This window comes from Streptomyces acidicola (genome assembly GCF_009377235.1).
GTDB lineage: Bacteria > Actinomycetota > Actinomycetes > Streptomycetales > Streptomycetaceae > Streptomyces > Streptomyces acidicola.
Window position 1 is genome coordinate 26431 of sequence record NZ_VMNX01000041.1, and the last position, 24014, is coordinate 50444.

21 protein-coding genes and 1 riboswitch are annotated in these 24014 nt (G+C 71.9%); of the genes, 14 read left to right on the forward strand and 7 right to left on the reverse strand.

The features are described 5' to 3' along the window. Positions 1 to 5: 5 nt before the first annotated feature. The 3 genes from FPZ41_RS14120 to FPZ41_RS14130 all read right to left on the reverse strand — a co-directional run bounded on the left by FPZ41_RS14120 (position 6) and on the right by FPZ41_RS14130 (position 2691). Positions 6 to 896 carry a DUF4231 domain-containing protein gene (locus tag FPZ41_RS14120; RefSeq protein ID WP_152862537.1) on the reverse strand — a complete coding sequence of 297 codons (891 nt, stop codon included), beginning with the start codon at positions 894 to 896 and terminating at the stop codon, positions 6 to 8. Positions 897 to 997: 101 nt separating this feature from the next. Beyond that, the gene (locus tag FPZ41_RS14125) at positions 998 to 1231 is read right to left on the reverse strand and encodes a ferredoxin (protein WP_152862539.1); all 234 of its coding nucleotides are present in this window, start codon (positions 1229 to 1231) and stop codon (positions 998 to 1000) included. Between the two features lie 2 nt (positions 1232 to 1233). Continuing rightward, positions 1234 to 2691: an aldehyde dehydrogenase gene (locus FPZ41_RS14130; protein ID WP_152862541.1), complete on the reverse strand. Its 1458-nt coding sequence runs from the start codon at positions 2689 to 2691 to the stop codon at positions 1234 to 1236. Between the two features lie 236 nt (positions 2692 to 2927). Here FPZ41_RS14130 and FPZ41_RS14135 point away from each other — a divergent pair, with 236 nt between their 5' ends. From FPZ41_RS14135 to FPZ41_RS14170, 8 genes are all read left to right on the forward strand, one after another. Then, complete coding sequence (locus FPZ41_RS14135) at positions 2928 to 3962, forward strand: MBL fold metallo-hydrolase (protein WP_152862543.1); 1035 nt, start codon at positions 2928 to 2930, stop codon at positions 3960 to 3962. Positions 3963 to 4065: 103 nt separating this feature from the next. Next, positions 4066 to 4147: riboswitch (cobalamin riboswitch) on the forward strand. Positions 4148 to 4276: 129 nt separating this feature from the next. Further along, complete coding sequence (locus tag FPZ41_RS14140; RefSeq protein ID WP_152862545.1) at positions 4277 to 5539, forward strand: prenyltransferase/squalene oxidase repeat-containing protein; 1263 nt, start codon at positions 4277 to 4279, stop codon at positions 5537 to 5539. Further along, positions 5536 to 6261: an SCO2322 family protein gene (locus tag FPZ41_RS14145; protein WP_322620210.1), complete on the forward strand. Its 726-nt coding sequence runs from the start codon at positions 5536 to 5538 to the stop codon at positions 6259 to 6261. Before FPZ41_RS14140 ends, FPZ41_RS14145 begins: the two co-directional genes overlap by 4 nt. A 5-nt stretch (positions 6262 to 6266) precedes the next feature. After that, a complete protein-coding gene (locus FPZ41_RS14150) occupies positions 6267 to 7406 on the forward strand; it encodes a CbiQ family ECF transporter T component (RefSeq protein WP_152862547.1) in 1140 nt (379 codons plus the stop codon). Between the two features lie 16 nt (positions 7407 to 7422). Further along, complete coding sequence (locus FPZ41_RS14155) at positions 7423 to 9171, forward strand: ABC transporter ATP-binding protein (RefSeq protein WP_152862549.1); 1749 nt, start codon at positions 7423 to 7425, stop codon at positions 9169 to 9171. Further along, entirely contained in the window at positions 9168 to 10040 is an 873-nt protein-coding gene (locus FPZ41_RS14160) for an ECF transporter S component (RefSeq protein WP_152862551.1), read from the forward strand. Before FPZ41_RS14155 ends, FPZ41_RS14160 begins: the two co-directional genes overlap by 4 nt. Positions 10041 to 10357: 317 nt before the next feature. Further along, entirely contained in the window at positions 10358 to 10777 is a 420-nt protein-coding gene (locus FPZ41_RS14165) for an aggregation-promoting factor C-terminal-like domain-containing protein (RefSeq protein WP_152862579.1), read from the forward strand. A 49-nt stretch (positions 10778 to 10826) separates the two neighbouring features. Next, the gene (locus FPZ41_RS14170) at positions 10827 to 11447 is read left to right on the forward strand and encodes a hypothetical protein (protein ID WP_152862553.1); all 621 of its coding nucleotides are present in this window, start codon (positions 10827 to 10829) and stop codon (positions 11445 to 11447) included. Between the two features lie 34 nt (positions 11448 to 11481). Here the strand turns inward: FPZ41_RS14170 and FPZ41_RS14175 are convergent, their stop codons facing one another. After that, on the reverse strand, positions 11482 to 12651 hold the full coding sequence (locus tag FPZ41_RS14175; protein WP_152862555.1) for a steroid 3-ketoacyl-CoA thiolase: 1170 nt from the start codon (positions 12649 to 12651) through the stop codon (positions 11482 to 11484). A 286-nt stretch (positions 12652 to 12937) separates the two neighbouring features. On the opposite strand from FPZ41_RS14175, the gene FPZ41_RS14180 reads away from it, so the two are divergent. Together FPZ41_RS14180 and FPZ41_RS14185 are read left to right on the forward strand one after the other, a co-directional pair. Continuing rightward, positions 12938 to 14173 (forward strand): cytochrome P450, encoded by a 1236-nt coding sequence (locus FPZ41_RS14180; protein ID WP_152862557.1) that lies wholly within the window; start codon positions 12938 to 12940, stop codon positions 14171 to 14173. Positions 14174 to 14623: 450 nt separating this feature from the next. Continuing rightward, on the forward strand, positions 14624 to 16240 hold the full coding sequence (locus FPZ41_RS14185; protein WP_407698780.1) for a glycosyltransferase family 87 protein: 1617 nt from the start codon (positions 14624 to 14626) through the stop codon (positions 16238 to 16240). On the opposite strand, the gene FPZ41_RS14190 is transcribed toward FPZ41_RS14185, so the two are convergent. Beyond that, positions 16197 to 18218: a bifunctional glycosyltransferase 87/phosphatase PAP2 family protein gene (locus FPZ41_RS14190; protein WP_322620211.1), complete on the reverse strand. Its 2022-nt coding sequence runs from the start codon at positions 18216 to 18218 to the stop codon at positions 16197 to 16199. The genes FPZ41_RS14185 and FPZ41_RS14190 overlap by 44 nt on opposite strands. A gap of 275 nt (positions 18219 to 18493) precedes the next feature. Here FPZ41_RS14190 and FPZ41_RS14195 point away from each other — a divergent pair, with 275 nt between their 5' ends. Continuing rightward, positions 18494 to 19171, forward strand: coding sequence for an O-methyltransferase (locus tag FPZ41_RS14195; RefSeq protein ID WP_152862559.1), 678 nt, complete (start codon positions 18494 to 18496; stop codon positions 19169 to 19171). A 21-nt stretch (positions 19172 to 19192) separates the two neighbouring features. Here the strand turns inward: FPZ41_RS14195 and FPZ41_RS14200 are convergent, their stop codons facing one another. Then, positions 19193 to 19588: an FHA domain-containing protein gene (locus tag FPZ41_RS14200; protein WP_322620212.1), complete on the reverse strand. Its 396-nt coding sequence runs from the start codon at positions 19586 to 19588 to the stop codon at positions 19193 to 19195. Between the two features lie 152 nt (positions 19589 to 19740). Here FPZ41_RS14200 and FPZ41_RS14205 point away from each other — a divergent pair, with 152 nt between their 5' ends. Together FPZ41_RS14205 and FPZ41_RS14210 are read left to right on the forward strand one after the other, a co-directional pair. Further along, positions 19741 to 20157 carry a DnaJ family domain-containing protein gene (locus FPZ41_RS14205; RefSeq protein WP_152862561.1) on the forward strand — a complete coding sequence of 139 codons (417 nt, stop codon included), beginning with the start codon at positions 19741 to 19743 and terminating at the stop codon, positions 20155 to 20157. A 34-nt stretch (positions 20158 to 20191) separates the two neighbouring features. Next, on the forward strand, positions 20192 to 20767 hold the full coding sequence (locus FPZ41_RS14210; RefSeq protein WP_407698781.1) for a GNAT family N-acetyltransferase: 576 nt from the start codon (positions 20192 to 20194) through the stop codon (positions 20765 to 20767). 13 nt (positions 20768 to 20780) lie between these two features. Here FPZ41_RS14210 and FPZ41_RS14215 read toward each other — a convergent pair whose 3' ends face one another. Further along, a complete protein-coding gene (locus FPZ41_RS14215) occupies positions 20781 to 22790 on the reverse strand; it encodes an MDR family MFS transporter (protein ID WP_152862587.1) in 2010 nt (669 codons plus the stop codon). A gap of 467 nt (positions 22791 to 23257) precedes the next feature. Here FPZ41_RS14215 and FPZ41_RS14220 point away from each other — a divergent pair. Continuing rightward, positions 23258 to 24014: peptidoglycan-binding protein (locus tag FPZ41_RS14220; protein ID WP_152862565.1), on the forward strand; the 757-nt coding region annotated here is incomplete at its 3' end.

A 24014-nucleotide genomic window follows, 5' to 3' on the forward strand; every position in this document is an offset into this window, starting at 1 on the left:
CCGGGTCAGCCCACCGTCCAGCGGATCATCCACGCCTCGTTCTGCACGGAGATCACGTGCTCGCACGCGGCCACGAACCGGTCGGCGGCCTCCGGTGCCGGCTGGGGCTCGGCCGACCACCGTTCCAGCAACCGATCCAGCTCCTGTGCGGTGCGTGTGAACTCCAACTGCTGGTAGGCGTACCGCTGCGCGACCGCATGCGCGGTGACCGCCACTCCGATCGACGCCGCGACCGCGATCCACGCCGCGATCTGCTCCACGCCCCACGCGGCGGCGACCGCCGCCATCACCGCCCCGAGCCCGCCCAGTGCGAACTCGATCCGCTCGTGCAGCCGGACCTTGCGGTGCATGTACGCGGCCCGCGGCCGGTAGTACGTCTGCAGTTGCAGCCGCAGCCTCTGTTCCACATACGACTCCACCTCCCGGACATCGGGCACCCGTCGCTCAACGGCCGTGATGCCGATGGTGTGCCGCAGCAGGTCTTCCCCGTCCGCCACGAACCCGCGGGCCCGCTCGCGCAGCAGATCACCGCCGCTGTCGTTCCCACGGTAGGCGCCGACTCCGGCCAGGCAGACGTACACTTCGGCCTTGAGGGCCTCGGAGACGGCGCGCAGCCGGATCCAGTCGCTCACTCTGTCGGGTCCGCCGCGCCGGCCCATCAGCGGTGCGGCCCCGGCGGCGACCGCGGCGGCAAAGGCCAGCACCCTGCCCACGGCCTCGTTCCACGTCAGCGTCTGGGACGCCGCAGTGCCCAGCGCCGCCGCCGTCACTCCCAGCGCCAAGGCCCTCGCCCTGGCCCGTACCACCTGCTCCTTGAGCTGCCCCGCAGCCTGAGACCACACACTCTGCTGATCCCAGACCGCGGTTATCGCCGTACCGTGTGAAGTCCCCGTCATGGAGCGGATAGTGACAGGGCATGGGGTGTTCGCCAAGCCGGGCTGCTGCTGGGCCTCGACCCCATCAAGGAGGACTGCTCCGGCCCCGCCCGAAAGACGCCCTACTCCTCGGGCGGAAACACCGTCTCCCCGCTCCCCGGCAGCGTGATGACGATGGCCTCCACCGGGCAGCTCTCCGCCGCCTCCAGGATCTTCTCGTTGGCGTCCGTGTCGGGAGCGGCGGGGTGGGACTGACGGCCCGCGTCGAGATGGAAGCCGTCCGGGGCGTGGTGCACGCACTGGGCCGAGCCGATGCACAGGGAGCGGTCGACCTCGACGTGCCAGCGGTCGCCCATCCTCACGCCCCCCAGCCCGCGGGCAGGTGGATCATCTTGTGCTCGAAGTACTCGCCGTACCCCTCGGGCCCGAACTCCCGCCCCAGACCGGAGTTCTTGTAGCCGCCGAACGGGCCGAGCATGTCGAGGCTGAAGGTGTTGACGGAGTACGTGCCCGTGCGGACCTGCCGGGCGACCTCGATGCCGCGCTCGGTGTCCGCGGTCCACACACTGCCGCTCAGTCCGTACTCGGAGTCGTTCGCGATCTTCACCGCGTCGCTCTCGTCGCCGTACGGGATGAGGCAGATGACCGGGCCGAAGATCTCCTCGCGGGCGATGCGCATGGAGTTGTCGACGTCGCCGAAGAGGGTCGGCTCGACGTACCAGCCCTGCTCGAAGCCGGACGGACGCCCACCGCCGGTGAGGAGCTTGGCGCCCTCCTCCTGGCCGATGCGGATGTAGTCGAGAGAGCGCTGTTGCTGGCGGCGGGCGACCAACGGGCCGAGCTCCGTGGTCGGGTCGAGCGGGTCACCGACCTTCAACGCGCTCGCGGCGGCGGCGAAGGCCCCGGCGAACTCGTCGTAGCGGGTGCGCGGGACGAGGATGCGGGTCTGGGCCACACACGCCTGGCCGTTGATCATCCAGGCGAAGGGGGCGATGCCCGCGACGGCGGTCCCCGCGTCGGCGTCCGGCAGGATCACCGCCGCCGACTTGCCGCCGAGTTCGAGAGTGACGCGGGTCAGGTTGCGCGCGCAGACCTCCATGACCCGCTTGCCCGCGGCGACCGACCCCGTGAAGGACACCTTGTCCACGCCCTCGTGCCCCACCAGGTACTCGCTGACCTCACGGTCGGCGGGCAGGATCGACAGCACGCCCTCGGGCAGCCCCGCCTCGGCGGCGATCTCCGCCAACAGGTAGGCGTCCAGCGGTGTTTCGGGCGACACCTTCAGCACCGCGGTGCAGCCCGCGAGCAGCGCGGGCGCGAGCTTGGCGGCGGCGGTGAACTGCGGCACGTTCCACGGCACGACGGCCGCGACCACCCCGACGGGCTCCCGCCGCACCAGCAGCTTGCCGAGCACACCGTCCCGCTTCTCCTCGTACGTGAAGCCGCGGGCGGTCGTGATCGCCGCGTCCCACACCATCATCGAGGCGAGCGCCTGCACCATGATCGACGAGGTGTAGGGGGTGCCGTTCTGGGCGGAGATCACACGGGCGATCTCCTCGTGGCGGACCGCGATCGCGTCCTTGATCCGGGTGACGACCTCGATGCGCTCGTCGAGCGTCGTACGCGGCCAGGGGCCCTCGTCGAACGCCCTGCGCGCGACCGCCACCGCCCGGTCCACATCCGCCCTGGAGGCGTGCGGCACACGGCCGATGACCTCCTCGGTGTGCGGCGAGACCACCTCGATGACGTCCTCGCCGAGGGGGTCGGTCAACTCCCCGCCGATGAACAGCTGTCCGTGTTCCACGAGCTCGGCCATGGTCGACTGCCTCCCCGGGTGCGTACGTCCTTGTTCTGTGCCGTTCTTCTGAGCCGTTCTTCTCTGAGGTATTCCTCTGAACGGTATTCCTCTGACGATCCATCAGACACGGGAACTGATACCAGTTCCAGTTGGAGGAGTCCACGGATGGGACGGGTATGCGAGGGGGCTACTCGGGCTCTCATCGAAACCTGTTCTAGTTATAGTGGCCCCGGGACACGGCGATGGGGGACCTCATGGCGGCGAGTACGCGGGTGACCGATCACGGCGGGGGCGTGTGGAGCATCCAGGTGCCCATCCCGGACAACCCCCTCGGACACACGCTCGTGTACGCGGTCGACACCGACCGTGGTCCCGTACTGATCGACACCGGCTGGGACGACCCGGCCTCCTGGGACACACTCACCGAAGGCCTGACCGCCTGCGGTACGTCCGTCGGCGAGCTGTACGGCGTGATCGTCACCCACCACCACCCCGACCACCACGGTCTGTCGGGCCGGGTGCGCGAGGCCTCCGGTGCCTGGGTGGCGATGCACGCGGCAGACCGCGCGATCGTCCGCCGGACCCGCGAGACCAGGCCGGGCCGCTGGTTCACCTACATGACCGCCAAGCTCACGGCCGCGGGCGCACCCGAGGAACACGTGGCGCCCCTGCGCACCTCCGAGCCCCGCGCACTGCCCGGCTTCTCCCCCGCGCTCCCCGACCGCGAGATCGTCCCCGGCGAACTCCTCGACCTCCCCGGCCGCCGCCTCCGCGCGATCTGGACCCCGGGCCACACCCCCGGCCACGTCTGCCTCCACCTGGAGGAGTCCCATCCCGACCGACTCCCGGGCCACGGACGTCTGTTCTCCGGCGACCATCTGCTCCCGGAGATCTCTCCGCACATCGGCCTGTACGAGGACCCGGACGACGCCACGGTCACCGATCCCCTGGGCGACTACCTCGACTCCCTCGAACGCGTCGGCCGCCTCGCCGCCGCCGAGATCCTCCCGGCCCACCAGTACGCCTTCACCGATGCCCCGTCCCGTGTGGGTGAGTTGCTCGCACACCACGAGCAGCGCCTCGCCGGACTCCTCACCCTCCTCTCGAACCCGCTGACCCCGTGGCAGCTCGCCGAACGCATGGAGTGGAACCGCCCCTGGGCCGACATCCCCCACGGGTCCAGGAACATCGCCGTCTCGGAAGCCGAGGCCCACCTGCGCCGCCTGGTCAAACTGGGTCACGCGGAGGCGGTGCCGGGCACGGACCCGGTGACGTACGTGGCCGTGTGAACCGCTCAGGCCCGCGGGGCCCCCACCGGCACCGACAAGCCACCCCGCGGGCGTGTCACCGCGGGCGGGTAGAGTGTGCCGGTCGCCATCACACCCGTACGGGGGGAAGCCGGTGCAAATCCGGCACTGACCCGCAACCGTGAGCCGCCCCGAACCCAACAAGGGGGCCGGCAAGTCGGAATGCCTCGTACGGACGTGACCGGCTCGCGTCACCGGCAACCCGTCGGTGAACGGCACCGTCGAGGCATACGGAGCCGAGCCGCCCGGCTGTGCCGTGCTGTCCGGCTCCCCCACAGGGGGAGGCACCACCCGTCATGAACATACGTCGCAGCGCCGCGATACTGGCCGTCACAGCCGTGGCCGTACTCGGCACCGGGTCCGTGCCGGTCACCGCCTTCGCCGACGACTCCTCACCCTCCGCCTCCCCGTCCCAGTCGATCCCGCGCGGGCTGTACGGCTCCGCCGACCCCACGTACGACGGTGTCTGGCGCCAGTCCCTGGCCCTGCTCGCCCAGGACACCGTGGGTGTGAAGCCCGCCGTCGTCGCGGTGGACTGGCTGGTGGGGCAGCAGTGCGACAGCGGGGCGTTCGCGGCGTACCGTGCCGACGCCTCCGCGAAGTGCGACGGCAAGACGCCGGTCGACACCAACAGCACCGCGGCGGCCGTCCAGGCCCTCGCCGCACTCGGCGGGCACGACGGCGAGGTCGGCCGGGCCGTGCGCTGGCTGAAGGGCGCGCAGAACGAGGACGGCGGGTGGGGCTACCAGCCGGGTGGCGCGAGCGACGCGAACTCGACGTCCGTCGTCATCGGCGCCTTCGTGGCCGTCGGCGACGAGCCCGCGGAGCAGAAGAAGGGCGAGCACTCCCCGTACGAGGCGCTGCGCGCCCTGTCCGTCCCCTGTGACGAGGACGGCGGCGGCGCCTTCGCCTTCCAGCCCGACAAGAAGGGCGGGCTGCTCGCGAACGCCGACGCCACGGCGGCCGCGGTGCTCGGCGGTCTCGGCAAGGGGTTCGTGGCGAAGGCCGGCAAGGACGACGCCCGTACGGCCGCCGAGTGCGTCGGCGGTGACGACCTCTCACCCGAGGACGCGGCCCGCAACGGGGCCCTCTACCTGACTGAGGCCCTCGCGAAGGACGGCTACCTGAAGTCCTCCCTCCCGGGCGCCGAGGACCAGCCCGACCACGGCAACACGGCCGACGCGGTCGTCGCGCTCGCCGCTGCCGGGCAGAAGGACAGCACCGCGAAGCCGCTGGCCTGGCTGGAGAAGAACTCCGTCCCCTGGGCGGCCGGGGCGGGTCCGGCCGCGTACGCGCAGCTCATCCTCGCCGCCCACGCCACGGGCACCGACCCGCGCGACTTCGGCGGCACCGACCTCGTCAAGAAGCTGAACGCGACCGGCCCGGCCCCCGAGGTGCCCAACCGCTCCACCGCGGCCGACGCGGACGAGAAGGGGGATGAGAAGGGGAAGGACGACGGCTCCGTGTTCGGCGTGTGGTGGATCGTCGGGACGTGCCTGGTCGCCGGTATCGGTGTCGGGTTCCTGCTCAGCGGCCGTACGAAGAAGCAGCAGCCGTGATCCCTCGTCGTACGTCTCCCGCGAACCCGTTCCGGTTCCTGTTCCTGCTCGCCCTCGTCATCGTCGTCTGGGGCGCCGGCCCGGCTCTGGCCACCGGCTACCGCTACTGGTCGTTCTGGGAGCAGGACGGCGGGCGGGGCGACGGGCGGAACGGCGGTTCGGCCTGGACGTACGCCACGCAGGGCCCCTCGACGGCCCGCCCCTCCGACGGCGACGTCCAGGGCCTGCGTTTCGCGGTCAGCCGGGACGCGGACGACGCGGCCGAGCCGCGCGGCGCCGCGGACTTCGCGTCCATCTGTGCCAAGACGCCCCCGAGCGAGGGCCGAAAGCGCGTGGCCCTCGTCATCGACTTCGGTACGGCGGCGGACGCCCCGTCCGGTGAGACGCCCCCGGAGCCCCGCACGGCCTGCGCCCTCGTACCGGAGGACGCGACGACCGCCGAAGCCCTGGCAGCGGTGGCGGGGCCCCTTCGCTACGACACGAACGCCCTGCTGTGCGCCATCGCGGACTACCCGGAGATGGGCTGCGGCGATCCGGTCCCGGACAGCGGGGCGGACACCGGGGCGGGCACCGGGGCGAGTGCCTCGGACGAGGGTTCGCAGGCGTCCGGCGCGGAGGACGGCTCCTCCGGCGGACCGTCCCTCGGCCTGTACGCGGGTGCCGGTGTCGTGGTGCTGCTGGGCGCGGCGGCGGTGTGGCAGGCGCGCCGCCGCAGGGGCTGAGGACGATGCGGACGAGGGCGATACAGACGGGGACGATGCGGACCGGGACGCTGCACCCCGGCGCCTGGTGGGTGTGGGCTCTCGGCCTCGGCACCGCCGCCTCCCGCACCACCAACCCCCTCCTGCTCACCCTTCTCGTCGTGGTGGCCGGTTACGTGGTGGCCACCCACCGCACGGACGCCCCCTGGTCCCGTTCGTACACCGCCTTCGTCAAGCTCGCCCTGGCCGTCCTCCTCCTCCGTGTCGCCTTCGCCGTCGTCCTCGGCTCGCCCGTCCCCGGCAGCCACACCATCGTCACGCTCCCCGAACTCCCGCTCCCCCACTGGGCGCAGGGCGTCCGCGTGGGCGGCCGGGTCACCGCGGAGGGCCTGGTCTTCGCGGTGTACGACGGTCTGAAGCTGGCCGCGCTGCTCGTCTGCGTGGGTGCGGCGAACGCCCTCGCGAACCCGGCGCGGCTGCTGAAGTCGCTGCCGGCCGCGCTGTACGAGGTGGGGGTGGCCGTGGTCGTGGCGATGACGTTCGCACCGCATCTCGTCGCGGACGTGCAGCGGCTGCGGGCGGCACGGCGGCTGCGCGGGCGCCCGGACCGGGGACTGCGCGGGCTGGCCCAGGTCGTGCTGCCGGTGCTGGAGGGCGCGTTGGAGCGTTCGGTGGCCCTCGCGGCGGCGATGGACGCGCGGGGGTACGGCCGCAGCGCCGAGGTGGCGCCCGCCGTGCGCCGCACCACGGCCGGGCTCACGCTGGGCGGCCTGCTCGGCGTCTGTGCGGGAACGTACGGCGTCCTCACCGCCGAGGGCGGCGGCTACGGCCTGCCCGTCCTGTTCGCGGGGCTCGCCGTGGCGCTCGCCGGGCTGTGGCTGGGCGGCCGCCGCTCGCCGCGCACGCGCTACCGGCCGGACGCGTGGGGGCCGCGGGCCTGGCTGGTGTCCGCGTCCGGGGTCGCGGTGGCGGCCCTGCTGGTCGTCGCCGCCGAGTACGAACCGTCCGCGCTGCATCCCGGTGTCGTGCCACTGACGGCGCCGACGCTCCCGTTGTGGCCCATGGCGGCGATCCTGCTGGGTCTGCTGCCCGCGTTCACCGTGCCGGCCCCGCTGAAGGGCGCCCTGACGGCACCCCCACCCCCGACTCCCGAGGAACAAGCATGATCCGCGAGGAACCCGCATGATCCGCTTCGAGGATGTCTCCGTGACATACGACGGAGCGGCCGAACCCACCGTCCGGGGCGTCGACTTCGAGGTCCCCGAGGGTGAACTCGTCCTGCTGGCCGGCCCGTCGGGGGTCGGCAAGTCGACCGTGCTGGGCGCGGTGAGCGGTCTCGTGCCGCACTTCACGGGCGGGACGCTGCGGGGCCGCGTGACCGTGGCGGGCCGCGACACCCGCACCCACAAGCCGCGTGAACTCGCCGACGTGGTGGGCACGGTGGGCCAGGACCCTCTCGCCCACTTCGTGACCGACACGGTCGAGGACGAACTCGCCTACGGCATGGAGTCGCTGGGCCTCGCACCGGACGTGATGCGCAGGCGGGTGGAGGAGACCCTGGACCTGCTCGGCCTGGCCGCCCTGCGCGACCGCCCCATCGCCACCCTGTCCGGCGGTCAGCAGCAGCGCGTCGCCATCGGCTCCGTCCTCACCCCGCACCCCCGGGTCCTGGTCCTCGACGAGCCGACCTCCGCGCTGGACCCGGCCGCCGCGGAGGAGGTGCTGGCCGTGCTCCAGCGGCTCGTCCACGACCTGGGGACGACCGTGCTGATGGCCGAACACCGTCTGGAGCGCGTCATCCAGTACGCGGACCAGGTCGCCCTGCTGCCCTCTCCGGGCGCGCCCCTGGTCCTGGGCACGCCGTCGGAGGTGATGGCCGTGTCTCCGGTGTACCCGCCGGTGGTGGACCTCGGGCGGCTGGCGGGCTGGACGCCGCTGCCGCTCACGGTTCGGGACGCGCGGCGGCGGGCGGGGTTGCTGCGGGAGCGGCTGGAGCGTACGACGGCGCCGGGCGCCGAGGACGTGAGGGCCGGTGGGACCGTACCGGAGCCGCCCGTCCCCACGGCTCCCCGGAAGCCGTCCCGCGGCCCCCGCTTCCTCCGCGGGCGTACACCGTCGCCCGTCCTGAATCCCTCAGCTCCCGCCCACCCGGCGGTCGTTGACGCACTCACCGTCCGCCGCGGCCGTGTCGAGGCCCTCCGCCGCGTCGGCCTCACCGTCACCCCGGGCGAGACGATCGCCCTGATGGGGCGGAACGGGGCCGGAAAATCCACGCTGCTCGGCGCGCTGGCGGGCCTGGTGGAACCGTCCGCCGGAACGGTGCGCGTGGGCGGGGCGGTCCCCCACCGCACGTCCCCGCGCGACCTCGTCCGCCGTGTCGGCCTCGTACCGCAGGAGCCGCGGGACCTGCTGTACGCCGACACGGTGGCCGCCGAGTGCGCGGCGGCCGACCTCCCCCACGCTCGACTGCGCTCGCGCGGGGGGACCCCCATCACGGGGGCCGCGCCGGGCACGTGCCGGGCGCTGGTCTCCGGTCTGCTGCCGGGCATCGACGACGACACACACCCGCGGGACCTGTCGGAGGGTCAGCGGCTCACCCTCGCGCTGGCGGTGATCCTGGCGGCCCGCCCTCCCCTGCTCCTGCTCGACGAGCCGACCCGCGGTCTGGACTACGCGGCGAAGGCCCGCCTGGTCGGCGTCCTGCGCTCGCTGGCGGCCGAGGGCCACTCCATCGTGCTGGCCACGCACGATGTCGAGCTGGCCGCCGAACTCGCCCACCGAGTGGTCCTGCTCGCGGACGGCGAGGTGATCGCCGACGGCCCCGCGGCGGACGTGGTGGTCGCCTCCCCGTCCTACGCCCCGCAGGTCGCCAAGATCCTGGCCCCGCAGAAGTGGCTCACGGTCACTCAGGTACGTAAGGCGCTGGCATGACGGCAACCACTCGGGCCACCACTGCGAGAACCCCTCGGCAGGCCCGCCGGGCCCGCCCCGTCCGTCTGGGCCCCCGCTCCCTGGCCGCCCTCGTCCTCGTCAGCGCCGTGGGAGTCGCCGGCTTCGGCTGGCCCTTCCTCGCCCCGCCCGCCTCGCAGGTGAACGCCCACGCGCAGGACGCCCCCTGGCTGTTCGCGGGCCTGCTGGTCCTGCTGGTGGCCGTCGTCGCCGCGACGATCTCGGAGTCGGGGCTCGGCCCGAAGGCGGTCGCCATGCTCGGGGTGCTGGCCGCGGCGGGGGCGGCGCTGCGGCCGCTCGGGGCCGGAACCGCCGGGATCGAGCCGATGTTCTTCCTGATGGTGCTGAGCGGCCGTGTCCTCGGTCCGGGCTTCGGCTTCGTCCTCGGATCGGTCACGATGTTCGCGTCGGCGCTGCTCACCGGCGGGGTGGGCCCCTGGATGCCCTTCCAGATGCTCGCCATGGGCTGGTTCACGATGGGCGCGGGGCTGCTGCCGGGCCCGGACCGCCTCCGGGGCCGGTCCGAACTCGCTCTCCTCGCCGCGTACGGCTTCCTCGCCGCCTTCGCCTACGGCACCGTCATGAACCTCGCCGGCTGGCCCTTCCTGCACCAACTCGCGTCCACGGTCGCCTTCGCCCCGGACGCCGCGCTCGCCACGAACCTGGCCCGCTTCCTGACGTACTGTCTGGCCACGTCCCTCGGCTGGGACCTGGGCCGGGCCGCCGTCACCGTCGTCCTGACCCTCTCCCTCGGCACCCCCGTCCTCAAGGCCCTGCGCCGTGCCACACGCCGGGCCGCATTCGAGACTCCGGTCACATTCGAGCCGACTGGCTGCGGTCCCAACGCGTGAACCGCCCCACAGCACACAGATCACAAACGCAGCAGGATCGTAAATCGCCAACGGTGGAACATACGCACCAATACCCCCTGTGACCTGCATATCACGGGTCAAGTTACACATCCCCCTTCACTCATCACGCGATCATAACTAGCCCAAAAGCGTAGATCACGGACATGCGGCCGACCCGCTTTCCTGGAGGGCGTCGCGCGGCGCCGACACGCCCCACCCGGGCCACGACGCCGGCGCATGACCGAGCCGCACGGGCACACCGACCTCGCGGCGCGGGCATGCCGGCGACAGTCCTGTTCCCGACGAAAGGCATCCCGATGTCCGCCTCGACCGTCCTCCGTACCGCCACCACCCCGAAGAAGGCCCTCGCCGCCGCGGCAGCGGCAGCCACCGCCGCCGGCACCCTGATCGCCGCCACCCCCGCGCAGGCCACGTGGGAGACCTCTCCCTCCCGGTCCCGGGCGGTCGCGAAGAAGATGATCGACGAGAGAGCCCAGTACCGGTGCTTCGCCAGGATCGTCGACCGCGAGAGCGACTGGCGCGTGACCGCGACCAACGCCTCCAGCGGCGCCTACGGTCTCATGCAGGCCCTGCCCGGCTCGAAGATGGCCTCGGCGGGCCGGGACTGGAGAACCAACCCCGCCACCCAGATCAAATGGGGCATGAGATACATGAACAACCGCTACGGCAGCCCGTGCGGCGCCTGGAAGTTCTGGCGGGCCAACGGCTGGTACTGAGCACGGTCACTCCGCCCGGTTGTCGGTGCCGGCTGGCAGGCTGGCAGGCATGGAACAGCGAGAGCAGCCCACGTCGGCCCGCATCGTCGTCGTCGACCCGGACCTCGGCGCCCAGTGCGACCGGGCGGAGCACCACCTTCTGGCACCCCTGGCGGGATCGACCCGCGGGACCCGCGATCACGCACTGTTCACGGACGGGCTCGCGGCCTTCCGGCGCATCCGTACGGCACTGGCCGAAGCCGTGGCCCGAGGGCCACGGGTGTGGACGCCGAACGGCCGCTGGGAGCACGAGGGCCTGCGCATCGCCGAGATACCCCCGAGGGAAACGGACGTGCTGTACGCACTGCTGCGTGAGCTGTCCGCGGCCCTGGTGTCACCGCCGGACGCCCCCGACCCCGCGGGCGTCGTCGCGGCGTTGCGCGACACGACCCCGTCGACCGGGCCGGGTGCGGACACCGCGGTCGTCCTGGTGGGTGCGCTGGCGCGCGTGCTCGCGCTGGTGGACCTCGCCGCCGACGCCGACACCGCGGCCCTCTTCGCGGCACTGGAGGCAGCCGACGGCGAGGACGTACGGCTGACCCACGCACAGGAGGACGCGTGGCAGCGTCTCGCCCACCGGGTCACCATGCTCCTGACGGAGTCCGAGCCCCTCCACCGGTTCCTGTACTGACCCGGAACCGGCCCCGGGGGCCCGGGCCCCGGCGCTAAAGCCGCTGGATGATCGTGCCGGTGGCCAGTCCGCCCCCCGCGCACATCGTGATCAGCGCGAACTCCTTGTCCGTACGCTCCAGCTCGTGCAGTGCGGTCGTGATGAGCCGTGCGCCCGTTGCTCCCACGGGGTGACCCAGCGCGATCGCGCCGCCGTTCACGTTCACCTTCGCCAGGTCCTGCTCGAAGACCTGTGCCCAGCTCAGCACCACGGACGCGAACGCCTCGTTGATCTCGACCACGTCGATGTCCTTCAGCGACATCCCGGCCTTCCCCAGCACCGCCCGGGTCGCGTCGATCGGCCCGTCGAGGTGGAAGTGCGGGTCCGACCCCACCAGCGCCTGCGCGACCACACGTGCCCGCGGCCGGAGCTTCAGCGCACGCGCCATCCGCTTCGAGGCCCACAGGAGCGCGGCCGCGCCATCGCTGATCTGCGACGAGTTGCCCGCCGTGTGCACCGCCGTCGGCATGATCGGCTTCAGCCGCGCCAGGGCCTCCGTCGACGTGTCGCGCAGTCCCTCGTCCCGGTCGACGAGGCGCCACATGCCCTGCCCCGCCTGCTGTTCGTCCTCCGTGGTCGGCACCTGCACGGCGAACGTCTCCCGTTTGAACCGCTCCTCCGCCCAGGCGGCCGCCGCCCGTTCCTGGGACAGCAGCCCCAGCGTGTCGACGTTCTCCCGCGTCAGACCACGATGGCGCGCGATCCGCTCCGCCGCCTCGAACTGGTTGGGCAGGTCCACGTTCCACTCGTCGGGGAAGGGCTTGCCCGGACCGTGCTTGGACGCCGATCCCAGCGGCACCCGTGACATCGCCTCGACCCCGCACGAGATGCCCACGTCGATCACCCCCGCGGCGACCATGTTGGCCACCATGTGCGAGGCCTGCTGCGACGAGCCGCACTGGCAGTCCACCGTCGTCGCCGCGGTCTCGTACGGCAGGCCCATGGTCAGCCAGGCGGTCCTCGCCGGGTTCATGGACTGCTCGCCGGCGTGGGTCACCGTGCCGCCGACGATCTGCTCGACACAGTCGGCCTGGATGCCGGTACGGCCGAGGAGTTCGCGGTAGGTCTCGCCCAGGAGATAGGCGGGGTGCAGGTTGGCGAGCGCGCCGCCGCGCTTGCCGATGGGGGTGCGTACGGCTTCGACGATCACGGGTTCCGCGGCCATGGGGGGCTCCTCTGCTCGGTTACCCGCGCGGCGCGGGGCGTCCCGGCCCGACCCGCCACGCAGAACTAGTACGCGTTCTAGTTCTGTTGGCAGTGTGCTGACGGCGTGTCCGCCGCCGCAAGGGGCGTGCAGCCATCAGCGGCCTCCAGCAGGCTCCGGACGCTTGATCTGCACGAGTTCCGCACGCAATTGAGGCGCCCACGCCTCTTGCGACTTGTAGAACCCGTTACTACCGTCTCGGCAAATCCTCATAACTGATGGACCGTCAGAACGACGGGAGTCGCCCATGCCCTGTCCAGCGCTGCCCGACGGGTTCGACTTCACCGACCCCGACCTGCTGCACCACCGCGTTCCGCTGCCGGAGTACGACGAACTGCGCCGGGCCGAACCGGTCCGCTGGATCGCACAGCCGCACGGCCTGGCCGGCTTCGACGACGACGGCTACTGGGCCGTCACCCGGCACGCGGACGTCAAGTACGTCTCCACGCACCCGGAGCTCTTCTCCTCGTACCTCAACACGGCGATCATCCGCTTCAACGAGCACATCGAACGCGACGCCATCGACGCCCAGCGCCTGATCCTGCTCAACATGGACCCGCCCGAGCACACCCGGGTCCGCCAGATCGTGCAGCGCGTCTTCACCCCGCGCGCCATCCGCGCCCTGGAGGACGCCCTGCGCACCCGCGCCCACAGCATCGCCCAGGAGGCTCTGGCACAGCCCGGACCGTTCGACTTCGTCACCCGGATCGCCTGCGAACTGCCCCTCCAGGCCATCGCCGAACTCATCGGCATCCCGCAGGACGACCGCGCCAGGATCTTCGACTGGTCCAACAAGATGATCTCGTACGACGACCCGGAGTACGCGATCACCGAGGAGGTCGGCCAGGAGTCCGCCACCGAACTCATCGCCTACGCCATGAACATGGCCGCCGACCGCAAGCAGTGCCCGGCCGAGGACATCGTCACCACGCTGGTGGCCGCCGAGGACGAGGGCAGCCTCGCCTCCGACGAGTTCGGCTTCTTCGTGCTGATGCTGGCCGTCGCGGGCAACGAGACCACCCGCAACGCCATCACCCACGGCATGCACGCCTTCCTCACCCACCCCGACCAGTGGGAGCTCTACAAGCGGCAGCGCCCGGCGACCGCCGCCGAGGAGATCGTCCGCTGGGCCACCCCGGTCAACTCCTTCCAGCGCACCGCCACCCAGGACACCGAACTCGGTGGCCGGACCATCAAGAAGGGCGACCGGGTCGGGCTCTTCTACGCCGCCGCCAACCACGACCCCGAGGTCTTCGAGAACCCGGACGCCTTCGACATCACCCGCGATCCCAACCCGCACCTCGGCTTCGGCGGCGGAGGCCCGCACTTCTGCCTGGGCAAGTCCCTGGCCGCCCTGGAGATCGACCTGATCTTCAACGCGGTCGCCGACACGCTGCCGAACCTCAGGCCCGCGGGCGACCCACGGCGCCTGCGCTCCGCCTGGATCAACGGCGTCAAGGAACTCCAGGTCAGCGCGGACTGAGCGGCTCTGGGGAAGTGCGGGGGCGTTCCCGCGCCCGCCGCGGCAGCGGCTTGTGTCGCAGCCGGTGCGTGCTCTCGGCGTGCCGGACGAAGGTCCTCGATGGGGGCGCCCCCGGTCGAACGGAGTTGAGACTGGGGGAGGAGCTACTTGGGCCTTTGGCCGGTGCGGCGAGTGGGGGCACCTCCCACGCCCTTAAGGCAGTGGGGGAGCGTGCCGGGCGGCGCGGGGGCGTGCCCGAGCTTCCCCAGAGCCGCTCAGGCCCCCCGTACACGGGCCGGCGGCCTCCCGGCTCCGCCGGCCCGGCACGGAGAGCCGGGCGAGATCCGAAGCACCGGGTTCACGCCAACCACACACGTCGGTGAACGTTCCGCCGCCGCTCCACGTCTTCGACTGTGGCATCGTCAGCCCCACATCCTCGACCTCGAAGACTTCGAACGGAACCCCCGAACCGTGGCCCCTGCCGAACTCTCCATCGTCCGGCCGGACCCCACGGCCACGCGCTGGAAGCGTCCCTTCCGCCCTCTGTGGGAGCGCTACCGCGTGCCGTTCCTGGCCACGGTCCCCACACTTCCGTTGTACGCGGTGTGGTACCTGTTCCTGGCCACCGGCGGCGGAGACCTCGCGGCCCAGCAGGCGTGGACGGGGTTCGTGTCCCAGCACGGCGGATCGGCGTACAACCTCTTCTGGTACGGCGGGATGCACACCGCCAACTACAGCCTGATCTCGCCCTATCTGATGGCCGCGATCGGGGTGCGCACGGTCACGGTGGTGTCCGGTCTGGTCGCGTCCTGGCTCGCGGCCGTCCTCGTCGAACGGGCGGGCGTACGGCGTCCCGTGGGCCCCGCGCTCCTCGCGTCGCTCGCGCTGTGGTGCAACGTCGCCTCCGGCCGCAGCACCTTCGCGCTGGGCACCGCCCTCGGCCTCGCCGCCTGTGTGCTGCTGACGCGTGAGCGGCGGGTGGTCCTCGCGGGTGCGTACGCGGCGCTCGCGACGATGGCGAGCCCGGTCGCGGGGCTGTTCCTGGCGGTGGTGGGCGCGGGCTTCCTCGTCGTACGGGACTGGGGGCGGGCTGCCGCGCTGCTGGTGCCGCCGGCGGTGGTCGTGGGGGTGACGACGCTGTTCTTCCCGTTCACCGGCGAGCAGTTGATGCCGCCGGCGCGGATCTGGCCGCCCGTGCTGCTCGGGCTGACCGTGACGGCGCTGGCGCCGCGGGGCTGGCGGGTGGCGCGGTGGTCCGGGGTCGTCTACGCGACCGGGACCGTGCTCGTGTACCTGGTGGCCTCACCCATCGGCACCAACGTCGAGCGGTTCGCCGAGCTGTTCGCGCCGGCCGTGCTGCTCGCGGCGCTGCTCACCGTGCGGGGACTACGCCGGAACCTGCTGATCGCGGTCCTCGTCTTCGCCGTGGGCTGGGTCGGCAAGAAGACGGTCGACGACCTGAAGGTGTCCACGACCGTGCCCGCGTGGGCCGCCGACACCCGGGGCGTCGTCCAAGCGCTGAAGCGGGCCGGCGCCGACCGCACCCGCGTCGAGGTGGTCCCCGCCCGCAACCACCGCGAGGCCACCGCGCTCGCCCCGCATGTGAACCTGGCGCGCGGCTGGAACCGGCAGCTCGACATGGAGCGCGGCCGGCTCTTCTACGACGGCACGTTCTCCGCCGTCACCTACCGTGCCTGGCTGGACCGCTGGGCCGTCGGCTTCGTCGTCCTGCCGCTGGGCAAGCCGGACGGGTTCGCCGAGGACGAGGCGCGCCTGGTGCGCGAGGACCGGCCCGACTGGCTGGAGCCGGTGTGGCGGGACGCGCACTGGCGGGTGTACCGGGTGCGCGGGGCCGTACCGCTCGTCTCGGCGCCCGCGACCGTCGTACGGACCACGAGCGCCGCCGTCGACCTGCGGATGCCGCGTTCCGGTTCGGTGACCGTGCGGGTGGCGTACTCGCCGTGGCTGCGCGCCGACGGCGGGTGCCTGACGCGGGACGGCGAGTTCACGCGGCTGACGGTGACCGAGCCGGGCGCGTACCGGATCAGCTCGGAGTACGGTCCATCGCCGTCTCCCGGTCGCTGCTGACCTCCGCCGCCTTCGTCACCGTACGGGCGCGCGGGCCCTGGAGGAGGTACGTCAGCCCGAAGCCGCCGCCCACCACGACGGCGCCGCCGACCGCGTCCAGCACCCAGTGGTTGCCGGTCGCCACGATCGCCAGGGCCGTGAAGAACGGGTGCAGCAGGCCCAGCGCCTTCATCCACCACCTGGGCGCCAGGATCGCGATCACCAGACCGCACCACAGGGACCAGCCGAAGTGCAGCGACGGCATGGCCGCGTACTGGTTCGTCAGCGCGGTCAGCGAGCCGTAGTCGGGCTGGGAGAAGTCCTGCACGCCGTGGATGGTGTCGATGATCCCGAGGTCCGGCATCAGGCGCGGCGGGGCCAGCGGGTACAGCCAGAAGCCGAGCAGTGCGAGCAGGGTGGTGAAACCGAGGGAGGAGCGCGCCCAGCGGTAGTCGACCGGGCGGCGGACGTAGAGGACGGCGAGAACCGACAGCGGCACGACGAAGTGGAACGACGTGTAGTAGAAGTCGAAGAAGGCCCGCAGCCAGTCGATCTTCACCACGGCGTGGTTGACCCAGTACTCGATGTCGATGAACAGGGCCTTCTCGATGTCGAGGATCTCCTGGCCGTGTTCCTCGGCGGTGGCCCGTCCGCCGGTCGCCGCGAGCCGGACCTGTGAGTAGGCGGCGTAGGTGACGCGGATCAGCAGCAGTTCGAGCAGCAGGTTCGGGCGGGCCAGGACACGGCGCAGGAACGGCAGGAGCGGGACGTGCTTGAAGCGCGTGGGGACCGGTTCCGCGTAGTCGGTCGGGATCGGCGACCGGTAGTGGGGCGAGGTGCGGGACAGGAACGGCACGACCACGGCGGCGGCGAGCGCGGCCAGCAGGACGACGTTGTCACGCAGGGGGTACAGGGCCGCCATGTTCGGCAGCATCATCTTCGCGGGCAGCGTCATCACCAGGATGACGGCGACCGGCCACAGGTACCGGTCGGAGGCCTTCCGGCCCACCCGGCCGACCACCGCGAGCAGCACCCACAGCAGTTGGTGCTGCCAGGTCGTGGGCGACACGGCGATGGCGACACAGCCGGTGATGGCGACCGCGAGCAGCAACTGCCCGTCGCGTGCGTACCGCACGGCCCGCCGCAGGCCGGCCACGGCGACGGCGGCGCCCAGCAGCAGGAACAGCCCGATCTCCAGCGGCCCGTTGAGGCCGAGCCGGAGCAACGCGCCGTGCAGGGACTGGTTGGCGAGGTCGTCCGCCGCGCCGCCCAGGCCGACACCCGCGAGATGGTGCACCCAGTAGGTGTACGAGTCCTGCGGCATCACGGCCCAGGCGAGCGCGGTGCACGCGGCGAACGTGATCCCGGTGGACGCGGCGGCGCGCCGGCGCCCCGTGAACCACAGCAGCCCCGTGAACAGCAGCACGGTCGGCTGGAAAGCGGCCGCGATCCCTATGAGCACCCCGCTCGTCCGCTCCCCCCGGACGACGAAACACCCGGCCAGCACGAGCAGCACCGGGATGATGCTGGTCTGGCCCAGGTACAGGGCGTTGCGCACCGGCAGCGACAGCAGCAACAGGCTGACCGCGACGGGCGCGGCGAGCAGGGCGGTACGCCGGGAGGTGGGCCCCGGCAGGGCGCGGGCCGCGATCAGGCCCAGGGCGACGACCAGGAGCAGTGTGCCGAAGGTCCAGCCCCAGCCGAGGGCCTGCTCGGCCGAGCGCGTGAGCGGTTTGAGGACGAGCCCGCCGAAGGGTGTGCCCGTGAACCGGGTCGAGTCGTACAGAGAGCCCGTCACATGCAGCACGCCGTCGGGCCCGACCCAGGTCTCCAGATCCGTCAGCCGCTCCCCCTTGGGCGTACTCAGCACGACGGTGACCTGACGTACGGTCAGGACGGCGGCGACGAGCCACAGCAGGACACGGACCGCCCCCAGCCTCGTCGCCACCATGCCCGCCCCGAAGGCACTCCCCGGTCTGCTCTGCTCCGCGTTCGCCACGCCCCGTCGACCCTCCCGCCCCGCTTGTCCCGTATGTCACCATGTGCGCACCCTAAGAACTACCTCAGAGCCTCGCACTGCCCCAGGTGTGAGACGCAGGCAACCCCCACTTCACCTGACGTCTTCCCTGCTTTGGTCCGGATGACGATAGTGCGCGGAGGGTTGCGTTCACCCGCGCGAGGCGACACAGATCACAGCGGGGTTCCCCGGAGCGCGGGTTCCGCCCCGGCGGGACCAGCCGGCCACGCTGACCGAACTGACGAAAGGCATGGTGCATGAGCAGAGCTGAGTCGAGGATCTGGAACGACGTCGACGCCTACCTCTCCGCCCTCCTCGCACCGGAGGACGAGGCGCTGACCGCCGCGCTGCGCGACAGCGACGCGGCCGGGCTCCCGCACATCAACGTCGCCCCCAACCAGGGCAAGCTGCTCCAGCTCCTGGCCCAGGTCCAGGGCGCCCGCCGCATCCTGGAGTTCGGCACGCTCGGCGGTTACAGCACGATCTGGCTGGCCCGCGCGCTTCCCGAGGACGGCCGGCTGATCAGCTTCGAGTACGAGGTCCGGCACGCGGAGGTGGCCCGCCGCAACCTGGACCGCGCGGGCCTCGGCCGGCTCGTCGAGGTGCGGGTGGGCCCCGCCCTTCAGTCGCTTCCGAAACTGGCCGACGAGAACCCGGAGCCGTTCGACTTCGTCTTCATCGACGCCGACAAGGCCAACAACCGGAACTACGTCGAGTGGGCCCTCAAGCTCACCCGCCCCGGCGCGCTGATCGTCCTCGACAACGTCGTCCGGGCCGGCCGCATCACCGACGCCGGCAGCGACGACCCAGGCATCCGGGGCACCCGGGCCGCACTGGAGCTGATCGCCTCCCACCCGAGGGTGAGCGGCACGGCGGTGCAGACGGTGGGCAGCAAGGGGCACGACGGCTTCGCGCTGGCCCGGGTGCTGTACTGACGCGCCGTCAGCCCAGTCCTCTCAGGCCTCGTGGTAGAAGCCCACGTTGACGCTGCGCGGGGCGGTGCGGTCCCGGATGACGAGTTCGCCGGAGCTGCCGCGCGGGAGCGTGACGGTGGTGCCGTACGGGAGCATCTGTGCCTGCTGGCCGGCCATCGCCAGGCTCACCTCGGAGGACGGCTCGGCGTGCGTGCCGCGCAGCCAGGTCACCTGCCAGTCGCCGTCGGGCCCGCACAGGAACTCCAGGTGGACCCGGGAGACGAACAGCCAGTCGTCGGGCGTGGCGAGCCGGCACACGGTCTTGTCGCGGCCCACCCGCAGCACCGTGCCCGGGTCGCTGGGCGCGTCGGCCATCAGCATCCCGGCCGTCGCCCCGGTGTCCTCCTCGGAGACCGAGGCCATGGTGAGTTCGAGCACGTGCGCTCCTTCTGGGTCACGGGTTCCGGTCTGCGCGGTCCCGCAGTCCAGAGGATCCAATAATCACTCCGCGGCGCACGCTCAGCGCACCGCCGCCGCATGATAAATCGCAGACTCGGCCGCCCGGGGCCGCCTCCGGCACAATGGGGGTCATGACCGAGCGAAAGCCACCGGGTGTCAGCTTCGAGTCCTTTGTCGACAAACAGATCCGGGACGCGGAGGCGCGCGGCGAGTTCGCAACGCTTCCCGGTGCCGGGAAACCACTGAGCGGCGACGACACGTCGTACGACGAACTGTGGTGGATCAAACAGAAGATGGCCCGCGAGGGCATGTCGGTCCTGCCGCCGGCACTCGCCCTGCGCAAGGAGGCCGAGGACGCGCTCGCGGCCGCCGCGTCGGCCCCCTCCGAACGGCTCGTGCGGAAGATCGTCACAGAGATCAACACGAAGATCCGCGACATGATGTTCAAGCCCCCGCCGGGCCCGCCCCTGGGCCTCAAACCGTATGACGTGGAAGAGCTCGTCGGGCAGTGGCGCGAGCGCCGGGGGCGGGAGCGCGGCGAGGGATGAAAACCGGCGGCGGGGGGCGCGGCGAAGAGACACAATGACCCGCATGTCCTCGCCCGCGACCACCACCTGGTCCATCGCCCCGGAGCCCCACGACTCCCCCGTCGCCGCCGCACTCTGGCGGGCGTACTACACGGAGGTCAGCGACCGCTGGTACCTGCTGCACGAGGGGCGCCGTACGGACTCGGACGAGCTGGAGCGCGAGGTCGCGGCGGACACCGGGGACTACCTGGCCCCGCCCGGCGGGCTGCTGCTGGTGGCGCGGTACGGGGGCGAGCCCGTGGGCACCGCGGGCCTACGGATGCTGGACCCCGTCACGGCGGAGCTCAAGCGGGTCTTCCTGCACGAGAGGGCGCGGGGCAGGGGCGGGGCCGCGCTCCTCGTGGCCGCCGCCGAGGACGGGGCCCGCGGCCTGGGTGCCGAGCGGATCGTGCTGGACACCCGTAACGACCTGGTGGAGGCCCGCTCCCTGTACACCCGGCTCGGCTACGAGGAGACCGAACCCTACAACCAGCAGCTCTACGCCGAGCACTGGTTCCGCAAGGACCTCACCCGGCTCACAGCCCTCACTGGACCCAGAGGTCTCACTGGACCCACAGGCCTCACGGGCTGACGCACCTCGACGGCTAGAGGTTGTCACCGATGGGGCGGCGGTTGGCCCCGCCGTGGGGTCGGGTGCCCGGGCCGTCGTGGGGGCGTTCCTGGTCGGAGCCGCACAGTTCGGCGTTCAGTTCCGCCACCAGCTGTGCGAGGTCGGTAGGGCGGTCCGGCCCCCACCAGTCGCCGAGAAGCTCGGCGAGGGACTCCTCGCGGGCCCGGGCCAGCCGGTCGGCGGCCTCACTGCCGGTGTCGGTGAGCTCCAGTTCGAGCCCCTCGCGGCGGACGAGACGGCGCTCCTCGACCTGCCGGGAGGCGGCGAGGACGACGTCCAGCGGCACGGTGCGGCCCTCGGCCAGCAGCGCGGGCTCGGCCCGGCCGTGCTTCCTGATCCGCAGCAGCAGCCAGCTCGCCGCCGGCAGCAGATCGTAGCCCGCACGCGCGGTGATCTTCTCGTAGATCTCCCGCCGCCCCTCCCGGGACCCGAGCAGCGACAGGGCCCGGCACACCTCGTCGTACGACGACCTCTGGACCGGGTTGGTCGCCAGCGTCTCGGTGATGTCCGGTGCCGTCACCGAGGCCCGCAGCCGGTCCTCGTGCAGGAACCAGGCCAGCACGAAGCCGATGAGGGTGACCGGCACCGCGTACAGGAAGACCGCGGTGATCGAGGAGGAGAACGCGTGGAGGGCGTCGGCGCGGAGGGCGGGCGGGAGTTCGGCGATGCCGTGCGGGTCGGCACGCAGCGTGGCCGGGGTGACACCGGGCGGCAGGCGGGCACCCCCGAGTGCCGCCGCGAGCTTCTCGCCCAGGCGGCTCGCGAAGACCGTGCCGAAGATGGCCACGCCGAACGAGGCGCCGATCGCGCGGAAGAAGGTCGCGCCGGAGGTGGCGACGCCCAGGTCCTCGTACGGCACCGCGTTCTGCACGATCAGCACCAGTACCTGCATGACGAGGCCGAGGCCCACTCCGAAGACGAAGAGGTACACGCTCGTCTCGCCGTCGGAGCTGTGCTCGTCGAGCTGGTGGAGCAGCAGCAGTCCGACGGTCGTGACGCCGGTGCCCGCGATCGGGAACACCTTCCAGCGGCCGGTACGGCTGACGATCTGCCCGGAGGTGGTGGAGGCCAGCAGCAGGCCCAGCACCATCGGCAGCATGTGGACGCCGGACAGGGTGGGCGAGACGCCGCGGACGACCTGGAGGTACGTGGGCAGGTACGTCAGCGCGCCGAACATGGCGAAGCCGACGACGAAACTGATGACGGCGGCCAGCGTGAACGTCCGGACCCGGAACAGCTTCAGCGGCAGGACGGGCTCGGCGGCCCTCCGCTCCGCGGCGACGAGGCATACGGCGAGGACCACCCCGAGCACCGCCAGCCCGATGATCTGCGGCGAACCCCAGGCCCAGGTCGTGCCGCCGAGCGAGGCGACGAGCACCAGGCAGGTGGCGACGGACGCGATGAGGAACGTACCGAGGTAGTCGATGACGTGCCGCGTGGCCGCGACGGGGATGCGCAGCACGGTGGCGATCACGATGAGCGCGACGATCCCGACCGGCAGGTTGATGTAGAACACCCAGCGCCAGCTCAGGTGCTCGGTGAACAGCCCGCCGAGCAGCGGCCCGAGCACGCTGGTCGTGCCGAACACGGCCCCGAACAGCCCCTGGTACCGGCCTCGTTCACGCGGCGGGACGATGTCGCCGACGATCGCCATGGACAGCACGATGAGCCCGCCGCCACCGAGCCCCTGGAGCGCCCGGAAGGCGATCAGCTCGGGCATGCTCTGCGCCATTCCGCACAGCGCGGACCCGACGAGGAAGATGACGATGGCCATCTGGAAGAGCCGCTTGCGGCCGTACTGGTCACCGAGCTTCCCCCACAGCGGCGTGGCCGCGGTCGAGGCCAGCAGATACGCGGTGACCACCCAGGACAGGTGCTCCAGGCCGCCGAGATCGCTGACGATCGTCGGCAGCGCGGTCGACACGATGGTCTGGTCGAGCGCGGCGAGCAGCAGGCCCAGCAACAGGGCACTGATGGAGACCAGAACACCGCGGTTCGGACGCCCCGCGGCGGCGCCCCCGTGCCGGGCCGGGGAGGGGTTCGCGCCTCCGTCGGCACCGCCGGCCGTATCCGAGGCACGCGACGCAAGCGACGCGGACGACGTACCGGATGCACCTGGTGCACCCGATGCGTCTGGCGTATCCGACGCACCAGGTGCACCCGATATACCGGATGTGCCGGACACACCCGACGCATCTGACGCACGCGCCGCCCCGGACGCGCCGGATGCACTCGACGCACCCGACGTTCCCGGCATTCCTGACGTCATGAAGACCTCCCGAGGCGCGAGGGTCTTGCGGAGCCCGGTCCCGGGCTTCTCCCTCCATCGTGGCCGGTGTGACCGGTTATGGCCTGTTGAGTCCCGCCGGAATCTGTGATTCCGGGATGTCTGGGAGATTCTGTGCGCGAGATCTGCATAATTTCTGGAGATCGCGCGGGGAGGAACCACACGTGAGTGAAGCAAGCGGCAACGGCGGCGCATCGCACCGCCACCTCTGCCCGGAGTGCGCGGCACCGCGCACGCTGGACGGCACTCCGTCCTGCTCGTGCAACCGGCGCGCCTCGGAGGCCCTGCGCGACGCGCGCACGGCGGAGGCGGCGGCAGCCGAGGACTTCGACCCGTTACGCATACGGCCCTACGTCGAACTGAGCGGCGAGCGGGAAGCAACCCCGGCCGACGCACCCCCGTCGACCGCGCGGCAACCCGACGACGTCCCCACCATGGCCATGCCGGTGGCGTCCACGACGACCCGCCCGGACTCGGCCGACGTACGGCTCTTCGAGGACGACACCGCCGAACCCGCCCACCCCGAGCCTGCCCATCCGGAACCCGCCAATCCCGAGCACACGGAGCCCACGCCCCCGACGCCTCCCGAGCGCGCGCCCCGGCTCAGCCGCCGCATGACGATCGCCGTCGCCGCAGCCGTCGCCACCGTGCTGGCCGCCGCGGGCTTCGCCGGCGGTCTCTTCTCGTACAACACGCCCACCCGCGACCACGCACTGCCGGACGACCTGCGGGCGAGTGTCCCGGACACGTCGGCGGACGACGAGGCCTCATCGGAACCCTCCGGGGCAACCCCGTCGACGGCCCCCGCGCCAAACGCCCCACCCGCACCGTCGAGCACGAGTCCGAGCGCGTCCCTCTCCACACCCGACAGCTCGGCACCCCCCTCGGCCTCGCCGACCCCGACCCCGACCGTCACCTCCC